20 protein-coding genes are annotated in these 16,418 nt (G+C 38.7%); all 20 read left to right on the top strand.

Annotated features, from left to right (window positions below; translation table 11 throughout):
- The first annotated feature begins 345 nt into the window (after window positions 1-345).
- Window positions 346-678, top strand: coding sequence for a hypothetical protein (locus tag MUB24_RS06210; protein ID WP_244702376.1), 333 nt, complete (start codon window positions 346-348; stop codon window positions 676-678).
- Entirely contained in the window at window positions 675-1,031 is a 357-nt protein-coding gene (locus MUB24_RS06205; protein ID WP_244702374.1) for an HNH endonuclease, read from the top strand. Before MUB24_RS06210 ends, MUB24_RS06205 begins: the two co-directional genes overlap by 4 nt.
- A gap of 119 nt (window positions 1,032-1,150) precedes the next feature.
- Complete coding sequence (locus MUB24_RS06200; protein WP_244702372.1) at window positions 1,151-1,657, top strand: phage terminase small subunit-related protein; 507 nt, start codon at window positions 1,151-1,153, stop codon at window positions 1,655-1,657.
- A complete protein-coding gene (locus tag MUB24_RS06195; protein ID WP_244702370.1) occupies window positions 1,654-3,405 on the top strand; it encodes a terminase large subunit in 1,752 nt (583 codons plus the stop codon). The genes MUB24_RS06200 and MUB24_RS06195 overlap by 4 nt, the downstream gene beginning before the upstream one ends.
- Window positions 3,406-3,549: 144 nt before the next feature.
- Window positions 3,550-3,768, top strand: a complete 219-nt coding sequence (locus MUB24_RS06190; RefSeq protein ID WP_244702368.1) for a hypothetical protein — start codon at window positions 3,550-3,552, stop codon at window positions 3,766-3,768.
- Window positions 3,769-3,781: 13 nt separating this feature from the next.
- Window positions 3,782-3,958 (top strand): hypothetical protein, encoded by a 177-nt coding sequence (locus MUB24_RS06185; RefSeq protein ID WP_244702366.1) that lies wholly within the window; start codon window positions 3,782-3,784, stop codon window positions 3,956-3,958.
- Between the two features lie 90 nt (window positions 3,959-4,048).
- Complete coding sequence (locus MUB24_RS06180) at window positions 4,049-5,251, top strand: phage portal protein (protein WP_244702365.1); 1,203 nt, start codon at window positions 4,049-4,051, stop codon at window positions 5,249-5,251.
- The gene (locus tag MUB24_RS06175) at window positions 5,220-5,789 is read left to right on the top strand and encodes an HK97 family phage prohead protease (protein WP_244702364.1); all 570 of its coding nucleotides are present in this window, start codon (window positions 5,220-5,222) and stop codon (window positions 5,787-5,789) included. Before MUB24_RS06180 ends, MUB24_RS06175 begins: the two co-directional genes overlap by 32 nt.
- Window positions 5,786-7,123, top strand: a complete 1,338-nt coding sequence (locus MUB24_RS06170) for a phage major capsid protein (protein ID WP_244702363.1) — start codon at window positions 5,786-5,788, stop codon at window positions 7,121-7,123. Before MUB24_RS06175 ends, MUB24_RS06170 begins: the two co-directional genes overlap by 4 nt.
- Window positions 7,124-7,218: 95 nt before the next feature.
- The gene (locus MUB24_RS06165) at window positions 7,219-7,680 is read left to right on the top strand and encodes an Ig-like domain-containing protein (protein ID WP_244702362.1); all 462 of its coding nucleotides are present in this window, start codon (window positions 7,219-7,221) and stop codon (window positions 7,678-7,680) included.
- A gap of 2 nt (window positions 7,681-7,682) precedes the next feature.
- A complete protein-coding gene (locus MUB24_RS06160) occupies window positions 7,683-7,967 on the top strand; it encodes a phage gp6-like head-tail connector protein (RefSeq protein ID WP_244702428.1) in 285 nt (94 codons plus the stop codon).
- Complete coding sequence (locus tag MUB24_RS06155; RefSeq protein WP_244702361.1) at window positions 7,924-8,274, top strand: head-tail adaptor protein; 351 nt, start codon at window positions 7,924-7,926, stop codon at window positions 8,272-8,274. Before MUB24_RS06160 ends, MUB24_RS06155 begins: the two co-directional genes overlap by 44 nt.
- Window positions 8,264-8,593 carry a hypothetical protein gene (locus MUB24_RS06150; protein WP_244702360.1) on the top strand — a complete coding sequence of 110 codons (330 nt, stop codon included), beginning with the start codon at window positions 8,264-8,266 and terminating at the stop codon, window positions 8,591-8,593. Before MUB24_RS06155 ends, MUB24_RS06150 begins: the two co-directional genes overlap by 11 nt.
- A gap of 155 nt (window positions 8,594-8,748) precedes the next feature.
- Complete coding sequence (locus tag MUB24_RS06145) at window positions 8,749-9,129, top strand: HK97-gp10 family putative phage morphogenesis protein (protein WP_244702359.1); 381 nt, start codon at window positions 8,749-8,751, stop codon at window positions 9,127-9,129.
- Window positions 9,130-9,135: 6 nt separating this feature from the next.
- The gene (locus MUB24_RS06140; RefSeq protein ID WP_244702358.1) at window positions 9,136-9,771 is read left to right on the top strand and encodes a major tail protein; all 636 of its coding nucleotides are present in this window, start codon (window positions 9,136-9,138) and stop codon (window positions 9,769-9,771) included.
- A gap of 103 nt (window positions 9,772-9,874) precedes the next feature.
- Complete coding sequence (locus tag MUB24_RS06135; RefSeq protein WP_244702357.1) at window positions 9,875-10,264, top strand: hypothetical protein; 390 nt, start codon at window positions 9,875-9,877, stop codon at window positions 10,262-10,264.
- Entirely contained in the window at window positions 10,264-10,470 is a 207-nt protein-coding gene (locus MUB24_RS06130; protein ID WP_244702356.1) for a hypothetical protein, read from the top strand. The genes MUB24_RS06135 and MUB24_RS06130 overlap by 1 nt, the downstream gene beginning before the upstream one ends.
- Before the next feature lie 18 nt (window positions 10,471-10,488).
- Window positions 10,489-13,698 (top strand): tape measure protein, encoded by a 3,210-nt coding sequence (locus MUB24_RS06125; protein WP_244702355.1) that lies wholly within the window; start codon window positions 10,489-10,491, stop codon window positions 13,696-13,698.
- Entirely contained in the window at window positions 13,695-14,489 is a 795-nt protein-coding gene (locus MUB24_RS06120; protein WP_244702354.1) for a distal tail protein Dit, read from the top strand. Before MUB24_RS06125 ends, MUB24_RS06120 begins: the two co-directional genes overlap by 4 nt.
- A gap of 12 nt (window positions 14,490-14,501) precedes the next feature.
- A complete protein-coding gene (locus MUB24_RS06115; protein ID WP_244702353.1) occupies window positions 14,502-16,370 on the top strand; it encodes a polysaccharide deacetylase family protein in 1,869 nt (622 codons plus the stop codon).
- Window positions 16,371-16,418: the final 48 nt, after the last annotated feature.

Raw genomic sequence — 16,418 nt, 5'->3', positions numbered from 1 at the left:
TTTTTTATGTCCTGGTATCTGTCCATATTGAGAAAAGTAACGCTTTATATGTATTAGATAACCATAAAAAACAAGTGTGTAACTCATTTTAAGGAAATGCACTTAGAACAGTGATATCAAGGCTTCCAGCCTTTGGTTAAGTTACCCAGTTTATAAGATATGGATAACTGAAAAGTATAGGAAAATAGAGTGGCAGAAAAATGGCAGACTTTTGGCAGGATGATGGCAGGATTTTCCGTAATAACGGTGCTAAGATGGTAGTATCAAAAAATATAAAGACGCGGATACCAAGGCACTCGTTAATCGGGTGTCTTTTTATATTTCATTAAAAGGAGTCGATAAGCTATGAAAGTATTAATCCGTAAAACATTAACAGGTACAGAATACTGGGATACTGAAGCTAAGCGTACATTGTTTGTTCCTGCAGGTGAGAAGCCAAGCTTTGAAGTTACTAAGGATCCTAAATCAATGATAGGTGGAGTGGATCTAGCAAGTGGTGAGGATATGAAGGTTGTAGATGATCTGCCAATAGGCAATGGTGATACACCTGTAGTTACGGATCTAAGTAAACTAACTATCCCACAATTAAAGGAGTATGCAGCCAATAGTGGCATTGACATACCAGCTGATGTAACTAGGAAGGATGACATTATAGCTTACTTGTCTGATACAGAATGAAATACTGTGGTGAACAAGGATGTAACAACTTAATCAGTAAGGGATTCTACTGTACTCAACATAGACGAAGACGTAAACGATCTAAGTTTAATCATAAGAATAAATCATTCTATAACTCTTCGGCTTGGAAACAAGTATCGGATTATGTGTATGAAAGAGATGGTGGTTGTTGTCAAAGGTGTGGGAAGTTTGTATTTGGTAGACAAGCACATAGACATCACATCATTTCAGTAGTCAAAGCGCCACATTTAAAGCTAGATCCTGATAATATTAAGCTTTTATGTGAAATATGTCATCCAATTGAAGAAAAAGAAAGTGAAGAATGTAGTATTCCAAAGTACTTCGAAGTATAGCCCCCCTATCAAAATAAAATTTTTGACTCATCGGGGAGATAGGTAGCAGGGGTGCAAACGCGCACCTCATTGAGATTTTCCGAAAAAAATAGTACTACGAAAGGCAGGTGAGGGGGGTATTGGCTAGACCTAAAAATCCAAAAAGAGAAAAAGCATTTTCTATTTTCAAAGAACATGACGGAAGTATTATGAATCGTGAACTTGCAAAGATTTTAGATGTTCCTGAAAAAACTATTTCTGCATGGAAAAGTCGTGACAAATGGAATGAAAAATTAGGCACTAAACCAAAGCGTAGTACTGCAAAGAAACGTAGTACTACAAATAGTGGTCCTGACCCACGCGAAAAAGTGATAAATGCCTTAGTTGAAGCTGGTACCTATTCACCTGCTTTGGATTTGCTCATTGATTTATATGTAGATGCCTATGAAGAGTACCAGGAAGATAAAACGGAAAAACTTCGAAAAGAATTGGCCCGCCTTCTTGGCCAACTCGGATTGGATGGAAAGAGTAGAGATCTTGTTAAAAATTATGGTGCTCGTTCGAAAAAAGAGAGTGAAGAAGAAAAGCCGAAAGAAGAGGTACCAGACAATAAACTTTTAATGTTTAGGCAGCGGATGACAAAATGATTGATTTCGAAACCAATTATGCAGACGAATTTGTAAAAGAATTTGAAGCGAATCGTAAAGCCTATCCCGATTCCATAAAGTTAGCAGTTAAACGCTATAAAAAATGGAAAAAACGTAAAGACATATTTTGGAATAACGAAAAAGCCAACGCAATGATATATTTTACCGAAACTTTTGTTAGACATGCGATTGGTCGATTGGCTGGTCAACCACTTATCTTGGAGTCATGGCAAAAGTTTTTCTTTGCGAATGTCTACGGTTGGCAAAAAATAAATGAATTTGGACGGGAAGTCCGTGTCATTCGAGATGTTTATTTTCAAGTGCCTAAGAAAAATGGAAAAACTATTATGGGTGCTGCCATTGTTCTTTATGGTGTTTATGGTGAAGGGGTTAAAGGTGCTAATTGCTATATTAGTGCGAACACGTTTGAACAATGTCAAAATGCGGCTAAACCATTAGCATTAACAATACAAAATAGCCCAGACCTAATAATGGGCACTCGAATCTATCATGGGAAAGAAAAAACAATTCGTTCTGTCGTTTATGAATTTGTGGAAGATGGGTACAAATACGAAAACAGAATTGATGTGCTTTCGAGGGATAATGCTGGTAACGAAGGTAAAAACCCATATATTAACTATTTTGATGAAGTCCATGCGCAAATAGACCGTGAGCAGTACGATAACTTACGTTCTGCACAAATCGCCCAGGAAGAACCATTAAATATTGTCACCACTACAGCTGGTAAACAATCAGGTTCTCTTGGTAATCAGATACATTCTTACGTTAAAGAGGTCGTAAAAAATGATGATGATGATTCTTGGTTCGGTATGATTTACGAACCCAATAAAGGTTTTGATTGGACTAACCGTGATGTATGGAAAATGGTTAACCCGAATATGGGTGTATCGGTCAATATGGAATTTCTAGAAAATAAATTCAAAATGGCTCAAAATAATAGTTTTGATAAGGCTGAGTTTATGAGTAAACATTTAGATGTATTTGTCAACTATGCGGATGCGTATTTTGATAAGTCACAGGTTGAAAAAATGCTGGTGGATGATCTTGGGGATATTCTTGGAGAAACTGCAGTTATTGGCGTGGATTTATCCAGGCGTACAGACTTAACTTGCGTTTCTATTCAAATACCTTCCTTTGATGATAATGGAGATCCACTTTTAAAGGTAAAACAAATGTATTTTGTTCCGGAATTTGGCATTGAAGAAAAGGAGAAACAAAGAAATGTTCCTTATCGGGCATTGGCTGAAAGAAAATTAGTTACTATTTGTCCAGGTAAAACAATTGACGAAGATATGGTAAATGAATATGTGGAATGGGTATATGAGTATTTTAACCTTACGCAAATAAACTATGATCCGGCATTAGCTGAAAGATTAGTAGAGGGATGGGAAATGCTTGGGATCCCGTGTGTGGAGGTACCACAGTATCCAACACATATGAATGAGCCTTTTGATGATTTTGAAATGTTACTTCTCCAAGACAGACAATTTAATGAACAACAAACTGCAGCGGTTATCACTGATAATCCGTTGCTTTTATTTTGCGCAGAAAATGCAAAAATCGTTACCAATATCAATAATTTAAAGGCTCCTTCCAAGCGAAAAAGCGTTGAGCATATTGATGGTTTTGTCGCTTGTTTGATTGGCCACAAAGAAACATTGAATATGATGGATGCCTATGTAGAGCCGGAAGATTTAGATGATTATCTGAAATCTATTTATAGATAGGGAGAATTCATAATGGATAGTATTAAGGCCGCATTTAATAGTTTGATTATGATTTCCATAGTTGGCATGATATCTATTGCTGCATGGATTGTCTTTGGAATTTACAAACTTTTAGCATGGATTATATTAAGGGAGTGTTCATAAATGGAAAAATTTGAAGAACTATGCAATGAACTTAAAAAGATTGTCACTAATGCTTGGGAGCAAATAAAAGAGATTTTGGAAAATATCGATGAAACGATTAGCGAAATCGAGAAGGAAAAATGCCTTCGCTCCACTTGGTATGTTCCTAAGAAAATTATAATGAATCATCAAGTCATGAACCGAAAACCTTTAGTTGCTCATATACGGAATAGTATTTAGTGAGGTGGGACAAATGGACAAATATCTAAAGGAAATTGCATCCGAATTAAAGTTGATTCGAAAGGAACTCGAATACATGAATGGCGTTGAAATGACAAAAGACGGAAGAAAAATGCCACGTAAATTATATGACAGCATAGTGGGTGGGGATTTTCTGAAAAGCCCAAATGTGAGTCCAGAAAGGAAGTGATCCACTATCTCCTAGTTGCTAGGTGTGGCAACCGAACATTTTCAGGATCCTAAACATTTTAATGTTCGTAATCTGAAAGAAGGTGATTAATTGGGATTGAGAACGAGATTTTCTAACTTTGTTTACAATCGATTAGAAAAACGCATGAATGAAAGTCTTGGCGGTTCTGTCCGTTTTTCTTCTATTTTTGCAAGCGAAGGAAATATATTGGAATCTAGCGATGTCTATGAATTACTTCAAGATATCTCCAACCAAATGATGTTAGCTGAAATAGTTGTCGAGGATGAAGATGGCAACGAAATTCGCAATGATCCAGCGCTTAAAGTGTTAAAGAATCCAAATAGTTATTTAACGCAATCGGAATTCATTAAGCTTATGACCAATTCTTTTTTATTAACTGGTGAAGTTTTTCCATTGTTAAACGACAAGCAAATTCATTTGGCTGCAGGTGTTTCTACCGAGCTAGATAAAAACCTAGTTGAGCACTTTAAGATTGGTAATGTTGAAATCCCTCCCGACATGATTAGGCATATTAAAAATATCGGAACGAACCACTTAAAAGGCGTTGGTCTATTAGATCTTGGTAAAAACACGCTAGAAGGCGTTATGAGCGCTGAAAAGGTTTTGACAGACAAATATACTAAAGGTGGATTGCTAGCCTTCCTGCTTAAATTGGACGCTCATATTAACCCTGCAAATGGGGCACAGTCTAAATTGATTAAAGCCATTTTAGACCAGTTGGAGCAAATAGATGATTCCCGGTCCGTTAAAATGATTCCGTTGGGCAAGGGCTATGCCATAGAAGCTATGAAGTCTCCTGTGGAGGATGAAAAGATACTTGCCTATCTCAATGTCTATAAGAAGGATTTAGGTAAATTCCTGGGTATTAATGTTGATACCTATACTGCCTTGATAAGGTCTGACTTGGAAAAAGCAATGATGTACCTCCACAACAAAGCGGTGAAGCCGATAATGAAAAATTTTGAAGACCATTTGAGTCTTCTTTTTTATGGGCAAAATTCGAACAAACGTATCAGATTCAAGATTAATATCCTTGATTTTGTTCCTTATAGCACGAAAACGAATATTGCTTATAACTTAGTCCGAACCATGGTATTTGCTCCTGATGATGCAAGAGAAATGCTGGGTGCAGATAGGTTAGGAACGCCAGAATCTACTAAACTTTATGTTTCTAAGGACTTAGTAGCTAGTGAGGATTTAGGAAAAGCAACTAATGACAGCTTGAAAGGTGGTGATGACAATGGCGAAAAAGAGGGAGATACGGACGGTTGACATCACCAATATTAGGACACGGTCCAAAGAGGATGAACCATTAAAGGTGAGCGGTTATGCAGCTGTCTTTAATTCTAGGACAAACATAGGTGATTGGTTTGATGAAATTATCGCTCCTGGAGCATTCCAACAAACCCTAAAAGATAACGACGATATTAGAGCATTATTTAACCATTCTTGGGATAACGTTCTTGGCCGTACTAAGGCAGGTACTCTATCACTTTCAGAAGATGAAAAAGGCTTAAAGTTTGATCTTGAATTGCCTGACACCACTTTAGCGAGAGACTTGGCAGTGAGCATGGAACGTGGAGATATAGATCAATGCTCATTTGGCTTTTATGTCACGTCCGAAACTTGGGACTATGACAGTGAACCTGCATTAAGAACCATCAATGAAGTGGAATTGTTTGAAATTAGTTTAGTTTCTCTGCCCGCCTATGACGATACAGAAGCTGCACTTGTGCGCAGTAAAGAAATTGATAAAACCGTTGAAAGACAGATCAAATTAATAAAACAAATAAATGAGGTGCTCAAATGAATAGAAAATTATTGTTGGCTCTACAAAAAAGAAATAAAGCTAGATTGGAAGAATTGCGCTCCAAATTAGAAAAGAATGAAGTTCGTGAAGAAGATCTTGAAGCTGTTCAAGCGGAAGTGGATGAGCTTACTGCAGAACAGCAAGAAATTGCTGATACGCTTGCAGATATGCCTGAAGAAGGTGAAGAGGGCACTGCAGGAGAAGGCGAGGGCCGTTCTGATGATGATGATAAGGACGACGACAAAGATGATGAAGACGAAGAGGATGAGGAACGGAAGAAAAGAATTTCCCAAGAACAGCGTGACAAAGTACTAGGCGCTATTGGCAAAGGCCTTTCCACTCGTGGTCATAAATCATCTAAAGCAAAAGAAAATGAAATCCGCAAAGCCTTTGCTAATTACATTGTGGGTAATATTGACGACAAAGAAGCGCGTTCACTTGGACTTGTCAGCGGAAATGGTGCTGTCACAGTTCCAGACTTTATGTCTAAAGAAATTATCACCTATGCCCAGGAAGAAAACTTCCTTCGCCGTTTGGGAACTCGTGTCACAACGAAGGAAAATATCAAGTACCCTGTTCTTGTTAAAAAAGCAGAAGCGCAAGGCCATAAGTTAGAACGTACTTCTGAAATGCCCGAAACGGACATTGAATTCGATGAAATCGAACTATCTCCAACTGAATTTGATGCATTGGCAACTGTTACGAAAAAGCTTCTTGCTCGTACTGGTTTACCGATTGAACAAATTGTTATGGATGAACTTAAAAAGGCATACGTTCGCAAAGAAACTCAATATATGGTTCATGGGGATGAAAAGGACAACGTTAACCCTGGTGCATTGTCTAAGAAGGCAGTTGTGTTTACTCCAACTGGCGAAGTTGATCTGACTTCTGGACAATCACTTTATGATGCATTAGTCGAGATGAAAAACACACCTGTTAAAGAAGTTCGTAAAAAAGCGCGTTGGGTGCTAAATACAGCTGCATTAACAGCAATCGAACAGCTTAAAACAGATGATGGGTTTCCTCTTTTACGTCCTATGACCCAAGCACAGGATGGAATTAAATACACATTGTTAGGTTATCCAGTAGAAGATGAGGATGCCATTGACAATGTAGAAGACCCAACTATTCCAGTAATCTATTTTGGTGATTACAAGAAATTCTATATCCAAGATGTAATTGGTTCAATGGAAGTTCAAAAGCTAGTTGAATTGTTTTCTCGTACTAACCGTGTCGGCTTCCGTATTTGGAACTTACTTGATGCTCAATTGATTTATAGCCCATTTGAGCCGCCTGTTTATAAATACGAAATTACTGCTCCCACTAAACCCTAACAAGCCCGTAAACTTAACGGGAAGCCCAACGGAAACGACTGTGGAATTGACTTGGGAATAACCGTTAATCAGGGCTAAAGGAAAGGAGATTATTAATGACATATAATATTTATCAAGATGATGCATTGATTGGAAATACAGAAGACAAAGAGTATACGGTGGAGGATTTAAAACCCAACACAGAATACTCTTTTGCTGTTACGGAAGTTATTGGTGATAAAGAATCAGAAAAAGCAACAATAACCGTCAAGACTAAGCCTATTGCTGTCATGGGTGTGACGATTGCTCCTAAAACAGCAACGTTAGAAGTTGGCGAAACTCAACAATTGACCGCAACTGTGGCGCCTGCCAATGCTACTGACAAATCTGTCACCTATGCATCTAAAGCTCAGGGAGTTGCATCTGTTGATGACAAAGGCTTGGTTACTGCTAAAGCGGCTGGTGAAGCCGAAATTGTTGTTACAACAGCAGACGGAAGCAAAACAGACACATGCATAGTAACGGTTACTGAACCAGTTCCTGAACCAGATCCAGAAGGTCCTGGAGATGGTGAATAATGATGGCTGATTTAATCGATAAGTTAAAGTCACATATACATTGGGAGGAAGGTATGGATGAGTCCAACCTTCCTTTTTATTTGGAAACGGCACAGAAATACGTAAAAAAAGCAACTGGTAAAGAATCTGAATATCTGGTCATTATGGTTGCTGGCATCATGTATGATTACCGCGTGTCCGATTATGAATTGGAACAGGCTCTGAGTGCTATTACACCTTTTATTGTTCAGGAGGTGTATGACGATGGCGCGGAGGACGTACAGGAAGAGACAAACGAACAAGCTTAAATGGATTGGTGATCTACACAAACTAGGGGAGTACATTGACCCTGAAACGGACAGGCCTACGTTGGGTTACCCATTTGAACGCAAAATCAAATATAACAATATCGGTGTTACCGCTACTGATAAAACTTTTGCTGAACGTGATGTGAATGAGGTTGTTAAGAAAATTGAGATCCGTATAGATCGCAAAATCGAAGACAATCAAAAAGATTACCGTATTAAAATTCGTGACCAAATTTACAATATCGAACGTATTTATGTGAGGGAAGATGATCGTGTGATGGAAATGAGTTTATCTTATGCAAATTAACTTTCAGCAGTTGAGATCAATCATGAAAGAATCCGGCATCCCTGTTTATAGAGATTCGGCACCCACCACAGCGGTTTATCCATATATAGTTTATGAGTTTGTCAATGAAACGCACAAGAGAACGTCAAACAAGGTGATTAAGTCGCTTCCACTCTATCAGATAGCAGTTATCACTGATGGCACCGAAAGTGACTATGAGCCTTTAAAAGAGGCATTCAATGCGCATGGGGTTTCGTATGATATGTTTTTCGGCATTCCATATGACGAAAACGACGATACCATAACACAATTTATTACCAATGTGAGGTGTGTGCAGTGAGTAAATGTGAACATGAATGGGTAGCAACACTACACAAATCTAATGAATTTTCATTAGTCGAGTGTAGAAAATGTAGAGAAAATCACATTCGAAAAGAGCCCGATGAGAATATATTCGAAAGAAACTATTTGGGTTACTTCGTTAGGGATTAAACAATGCCCGCCAATAACAACGGTTTTGCCGACATGCTCAAGGAAATGAAAACCCTGCTCAAAGTCGATAAAAAAGTAACGCTCGATGTTTTGGAAGAAGCTGCAGAGTACTTTGCCAAACAGTTAAAACCACGTATACCAACATCCAATAGAAATACAAGACACATACGCGACAGCTTAAAAGTTGTTGTTAAAGGCGACATGGTGCAAGTTGTATTTGGGGATGATGCTTGGTACTGGCATCTTGCTGAACATGGCCATAAGAAAAGAAATGGTAGAGGTAGGGTTAAAGGCAGGCACTTTGTACAGAACACTTGGGATGCTGAATCAGAAAAAGTGGCCAATATTATGGCCGATAAAATTATTAAGAAAATGGGAGGTTAATTGAATATGCCAGAAACTTCAAAAGCAAAACAGTTATTATATCCAGTTGGTATTGAATCGCTATTTATTGCCTTTATGGAAGGTGGAAAGGATAGTCGAGATGCAATTCCAACTTATGATACAGAGATTTATAGAATGGACAACATTGTCGAATTAGGAATTGCGGGGAATCCAACAACAGTTGTCAAATGGGCATCAAACAAAATGTTTGTTAATGCTTCTAAAAACTCAAAGTTTACTCTTAACTTAACACATGTTGCTTTGCCGCAAGAAGTGCAAGACAAGATGGACGGAGTAACGCCTGTTAAGGGTATTTCGTTCAGCAACGCTAAGGTTAACGAATACCCAATGTTTGCTCTTGGTTTTATTGCACCACTATCTGATGGATCCAAAGTAGCTAGATGGTATCCTCGAGTACAAAAAGTACCAGCAGAAGAAACATTCTCTACAAACACAGAGGAATCAGAAGTTAAAGATCAGGCTGCAACGTATGAAGCTACACCACTTTTATATAACGACAATACAGAAGTTAAATTTTCGGAGGTACGTGAAGGCGCTGATGGTATAACAGTTGAGGATTTCATGAAACAAGTTATTTGTGACGAATCCGAAATTGCGACAATCTTTCCTGATAAACCCTAAACGGCCCGTAAATTTAGTCTCGGATAATGTTACAGATACAAGCGTTACATTGGTTTGGGACTAACTCAGGGCTATTTTTAATTAAACGAATGGAGCTGAAACAATGGCGAAATTAAGAGATTTGGTAAACGTCAATATTAATAGAAATACCATCAAGATACAGGGTGTAGAAATCCCTGTTATTTTTACGTTTGAAAGTTTCCCGTATTTGGAACAAGCGTATGGAAAACCGTATCATGTGTTTGAAAAAGACCTTAATCAGATGATGAAAAAAGGAAGAGTCACGCTCGGTAAAAATGAATTTAAGCTGATGAAAGCTTTAATCTATGCGATGGTGCGGAGTGGGGGAACCGACTGTACAATCCATGAACTTGAGGGAGCGATATCTATAGATGATTTACCAGGAGTTTTCCAGGTAGTCTTAGGAATCTTCCAAAACCAAATCTTTCAGGCGGACGATGCTCAAAAGATAAAAACTGAAAAAAAAAGCTGATGAATAAGTCTCAGTCCAACGAATTGGATTGGGACTTTTATTTTTATGTTGCTGAAACATTACTTGGTTGGAGTAGAGAATCGTTTTTCAATAGTACACCTGCCCATTGGCTTAAACAATACATCATGCATTTAAAGCACAATGCGCCTGATGCATTAGAACCAGAAAAGAAAATTCACTTCTTGGACGATACGCCATTTTTATAAAAGAGGATGTGAGGTGATATGGCAGATAAGGAAAAAAATGTCGTCCTTAATTTTAAGATGGACGGCCAGGTTGAATATGCTAAAACCATTCGTGATATTAATGCAATAATGAACGCTGCCGCATCTGAATATAAAACGCATATAGCGGCCATGGGGCAAGATGCTTCTGCTACACAAAAGCTTGCAGCAGAGAAAAAGAAATTAGAAATACAGTTGGAAGCAGGTAAAAAGCGTACTGAACAATTAAGAACAGAATATGACGCTATGGCCAAAAGTTCCAAGACAACAACAGGACAATTGGCGGCTAAGCACAATCAATTGATGAAATCAGAACGTGCTGAACTTGCTTTAGAAAAAGCTTTGGAACAAGTCAACGAAGGGCTAAGCGATCAAGCAGAAGAGTCACGAAAAGCTGAACAGGCAATGAATCTACTTGAATCTCAAGCAGAACGTCTTGACTCGCAAACACAGTTACTCAATGCAGAATATGAATTGCAAAAAGAAAAGCTTGGTGACAGTGCCGACGAGAGTGAGAAATTAGCACTCAAAATGGCCCATCTTAATGATATTCATGATGTGGCCAAGGATAAGGTTGAAAATTACGAGGAACAGTTAGAACTTGCCAAGCAACAATATGGCGAGAATTCAGTCGAAGCTGAGCGATATGAAATTCAACTACTCGAAGCCCAAGCTGCTGAACAACGACTGGCCAATGAAATTGCATCAACTAGTAAGGAATTAGACCAACAAGTCAGCAAACTTGCGAAAACATCTAAATCACTTCAAGACCTTGGGAAACGCCTTAAGGATGTTGGCAGTGATATGTCCGACATCGGGAAGGACTTGTCTTTAAAAGTTACTGCCCCTGTTGTTGGTTTAGCAGGCGCCCTTGTTAAAACTGGGGTCGAATACAAAGCGTTCAAGGAAGAAGCAAAACAAGCCTTCACGGTCCTGTTAGGTAGTGCTGAAGCAGCGGAAGAACACATGGACCGCATCATGGCTTTTGCTAAAACTACGCCATTTGCTTTCCCGGATCTCGTCAGTGCTAACCGTAAATTAGTCTCTTTTGGAATGGAAGCCGAAAAGACTGAACCGGTTATGGAAGCAATTGCTAATGCTGTTGCTGCCATGGGTGGCGGGGCGCAAGAAATTGGTACTCTGGCAGATGTCTTTGCGAAAATTCAATCGGGCGGAAAAATTACAGGTGAAGAGCTTAATAGATTTTCCGACCAAGGGGTTAACGCTCTTGCTATTTTGGCAAACCAAGCTGGCGTGTCTATGGACGAAATGCGCAAAAAGATATCTGCAGGTGCAATTGACAGTGAAACGGCCATTGCAGGATTAGTTGATGGAATCATGAATGGAACTGAAGGCGTAGCTGGAGAAACGGCCAAACTTGGTGGATCTCTCGATGCTCTTTCTGGTACGTGGAAAGGTGCTCTTGATAGTATGAAGGGTGCTTGGAGACGTGCTGGGGATGCCATTGTATCGGATGACATGTTTAGCAAGATGACGGAATCTGTTGGGAAATTAACAGAAATCATTAACAAATTGCCTGAAATCTTGGGACCTGTCGCGGATACATTAGGAACTATGTTAATAGGCTTGATTGATAATTTAAGCGTACTAGCCGATTGGTTTTTAAACTTGGATCCTGTATTCCAGCAAATGGTCGTTAAGTTAGGTTTAGTGGCAGTGGCTGCAGGACCGTTGCTTTTAGTGCTAGGAAAAACTATAACTGTTGTTGGAAGTGTAATCTCCACTGTCGGAACTTTGATTGGGTGGTTCGGAAAACTAATTCCGATTATAAAAGTAGTTGGAGTATTTATTGGTGGTATTTCAGCTCCAGTTTGGGGAGTCATAGCAGCCATAGCTGCACTGATTGCAATTGGTGTGCTTGTTTGGAAAAAGTGGGAACCGATAAAAGCATTCTTCATGAATCTTTGGGATGATATTAAAGTTGTTTGGTCAAACTTCGTAGAGTGGAGTAAAGAAATTTTTAATTCTTTCATAGATTTTATGAAGGAATGGGGCCTTGTCATACTAGGTGCTATTCTTGGACCAATCACTTTAGCAGCTGCTCTCATTTTTAAATACTGGGAACCAATAAAGGCATTTTTCACAGAAACGATACCGCAAGCTTTTAATGATTTAGTTGCATATATGCAGGAACTACCTGGAAGAGTAATGGAGTTTTTGACTAAGCTATTTGTTGAAGATATTCCATCTGCAATCGGTTTTGGAATCGGATGGATGGTAACGAAAATATCTGAGGGGATAACAAATACAATTCAGTTTTTCCAAGAATTACCGGGTAAAGTGTTGGTGTTTTTAATAGAAACCATCTCTAATATAACTACCTGGGCAACAAATATGAAGGAAAGAGCAATTCAAACTGGAACAGAGTTTTTAATCAATGTAATTAAGTTTATTCAGCAATTACCAGGTAAAATAGCTTCGTTTTTAACTAACATTATTTCAAATGTTAGTGGTTGGGCTTCGAATATGAAATCTAAAGCTACTGAAGCTGGGAGTAACTTTATTAACAATGTAATTAATTTCATCAAGGGATTGCCCGGTAAAATTGCAAAGTTTTTGATAGAAACTATTTCCAAAGTTATTAAATTCGCATCAGATATGAAGGATAAAGCGAAAGAAGCGGGCAAGAATGCTTATGATTCGATTGTCGATGAAATCAAAAAGATTCCAGGGAAATTAGTAGAACTTGGTGGAGACATTATAAGCGGTCTAATCAAAGGTGTAACAGGTAGTATTAGTAAGGTTGCAAGTCTCGCCAAAGACGTAGCATCTAGTTTTATTGGTGGATTCCGGAAAGCAATGGATATGCACTCGCCATCTCGTATAATGTTCAAGGACGGGCAGTTTGTCATGAAGGGCCTTGGGCTTGGCGTTGAAGACCAAGAGGATTACGTTGTAAACAAGGCGGTAAATGTGGCCCGCTCGATCACAAATACTATGAGAGATGGCATTGAGTTACCAGACATGGAAATAGGTACACTGGTAAGGCAACCATCTAATTTTGGAACCTATGGAAATAACTATAATACCTCATCTACAGAATACAATTACCATACTGTAGACATGCAAGGCATGTTTGATGGTGCTGTATTCAACGTAAGGGATGATCAAGATATACCTAAGTTGGCCAAACAGTTAAATGACTATATCAAAATGGATGCACGTAGAAATGGGGTGGTCATGCCGTGATAAATCTAGATGGTAAAAATATATCTGAGTTTGGTTTCGAGGTGGAACCTGGGCATGAGGACCCGATCACTCCCAACATGGAAAGAAAAACACTTCCCATTCCTGGTCGTCCTGGCCTTTGGGATTTTGGCACCGAGATCAGGGAAAGGCCATTTTCTTTTCCTGTAAAAATAATGGATAGATTTCACGATAACATGCAACAGGCTTATAACGAGCTTGTTGCATTTTTGTTTGATCAATATGGACGGCCAAGAGAAATAAAAATGGTGAGGGAATATGAGCCTGATAAGTTTTATATGGTTAAAGTTGCTCAGCAAATGATTCCAGAAAGGCCTTCTGAAGATGGTACTTTAAATTTACCTTTTGTTGCGGATGACCCATATAAGTATTCGAACACTTTTGCTGATGAAGTTACATGGGGTAGCGAAATAATCACATTCGAATACCATTACCTGCTGGGGCGTGAAGGATTAAATGGAAGTGTGAAGATTACTACCCTACAAACATTAAATATTCCGGTAGACGGTCTAGCAATACAGCCAATCTTTGAAATTAGTGGAACTGCAAGCAATCTTACAATAAGTGCAAATAGCCATTCTTTCACTCTACCAAATTTCAATAACGAAACTTGGGAAGCAGACTTTGAAAAATATGTAGTTTTTAGGAATGGGAAAGATACTATGATTGAAATAAGAGATTTCTACTTAATGCCCGGTAATAATCAAGTGAAGATAACAGGTAGCAATATCAACATAAACATGCGGATTAAATTCCGCGATAAGTACAGCTAGGGAGGTTGTGATATGGCTGAATATATTAGCGAACAAGACAGTTTAAATACTGGCCGAAAAAAGATCAATGAGGTTTTAACGGTATCAAATAATAACGCAAATAAGGCTAAGAGCGATTCGGCAGAAGCTTTATTAAAATCCATAGCATCAATGGAGCTATCGGATAGAACAAGAAAAGAGCTTGCTCAAGCCATTTTAAATGGTGATTCTAGTCCTTTAGGTGGTCAGTTATCTGTTGGTTCTGACGGAACTGTATATAATGATCCACAGGAGAGATTGGTTAAAGAATATTATAAGACTACGTCGCAGTTGGTAGATACTGATAAACAACGTTTTTATGAATCTATGGTAAATCGTAAGGAGCCTGTTGGCTTAAGTTATTCTTGGGTAGATGATGACGGGCAAATTGGTGTTTATACAAAATTAAAAGAAATAGCAGAAGAGTATGGAGTGATTTTTACAAGTGCACTCATAACATCCCGAATCGGGGATGATAGGTATATGGACCTGACCCATATAAAAGAACTGCACGAAACAGGTTTATTTGAGTTTATGTCACACACCCATTGGCATGATAATAATCATCGACCAACAGATATGACGGAGGAAGAGCTTGACTATGATTTTAGAACTAGCCAGCAGATCATAAAATCTTTAGGGTATAATCACAGGGGGTTAGTGTTACCTTTTGCAGGAAACAACGACAAGATACAAAAAGTGGTCAGACGTTATTATGACTATGTAATCGGGACTGGTACAGGTCTAACCGGTCGTCCGCAGTACCCGGGAGAGCTTGACAACTATTATATCAGACGCGTTTCTGTCGAATACGGATTTGATTTCGTAAAAGAACAGTTGGATGCAGCTAAAGCGCGAGGGGTTGCGTGGGTAATTTTCGTTTCACACGTAGATCAAGGAGATTGGTATAGCGATGCTTATGTGCGTCAAATAATAAATTACACTTTATCATTAGGCTTTAATTCTATTAGCACCAAAGAGGGGATTGAACGTTATGGTAACATAGCGCAGTTTGGCGATAATCGAATTGGTGCAGATGGTTCAGTATTTGGGGATAAAATCGGCAAAGTTAGGTATATGAACCCAAACAAAGTGAATTTCGATACCCTTCTAAATGAATTTCAAAGAAACACTATTTCCTTTACTGAATATAGCTCCGTGAACCCTGAAACAGCGAAAATGCCAAAAGGGCGAGCAGGTGTAGCCCAAACACATAACTATGCCGAACTAGCCTATGGATATCAGGACTATACAACTTCACGTGAGCACAGAGATTTTCGAAGGAGCTGGGACGCCAATAACAATAAGTGGGGCGACTTTAAACAGATAAACATTGCCCAATACTTTGGTGACAACGGCATATCATTTGATGAATCGCCTTTGACTACCAAATTAAGGGATATGATCTCTTGGGCGTCGATAAGAAGGGAAAAAGCCGAAGCTGAGGGATGGCCGGAAAATGAGCCTGGCACTGTAATGGTCAATTCATTGAGGGCTCAAGACCGATATCCGTCCAGAGAATACTACGTTTATAATTCCGATAGAGTGTATAAGAGTGTATGGGACAGTACATCGTCATCATGGGCGCCTTTTAAATTGCAACCAAATTATATTGGTAAACTTACTCGCACAGTAAATACAAATATACCACCATTTTCTACAAAAAATTTATATATAGAAGCAAGCAGTATAAGTGGGTCGGAAATATTACAAGTAAATGCGAATAAGTTACTTCCAGATGGCGTGATATATAACTATTATGTGGTGAATAACGGGCAGATACTAATTAGGGTCGCGAATTTATCAGACCAAGAAGTAGTTTTAAATGGCGTCATTTTCGAATGTCACAGGCTCGGAATATAGCTAACTTATTATAAAAAGCTAATCATATAGGAGTTATTTATCTAACAA

Source organism: Lederbergia sp. NSJ-179, from assembly GCF_022867885.1.
Classification (GTDB): domain Bacteria; phylum Bacillota; class Bacilli; order Bacillales; family Bacillaceae_C; genus Lederbergia.
The sequence above is the reverse complement of the archived record's forward strand: the minus strand, read 5'-3'. Positions and strand labels throughout refer to the sequence as shown.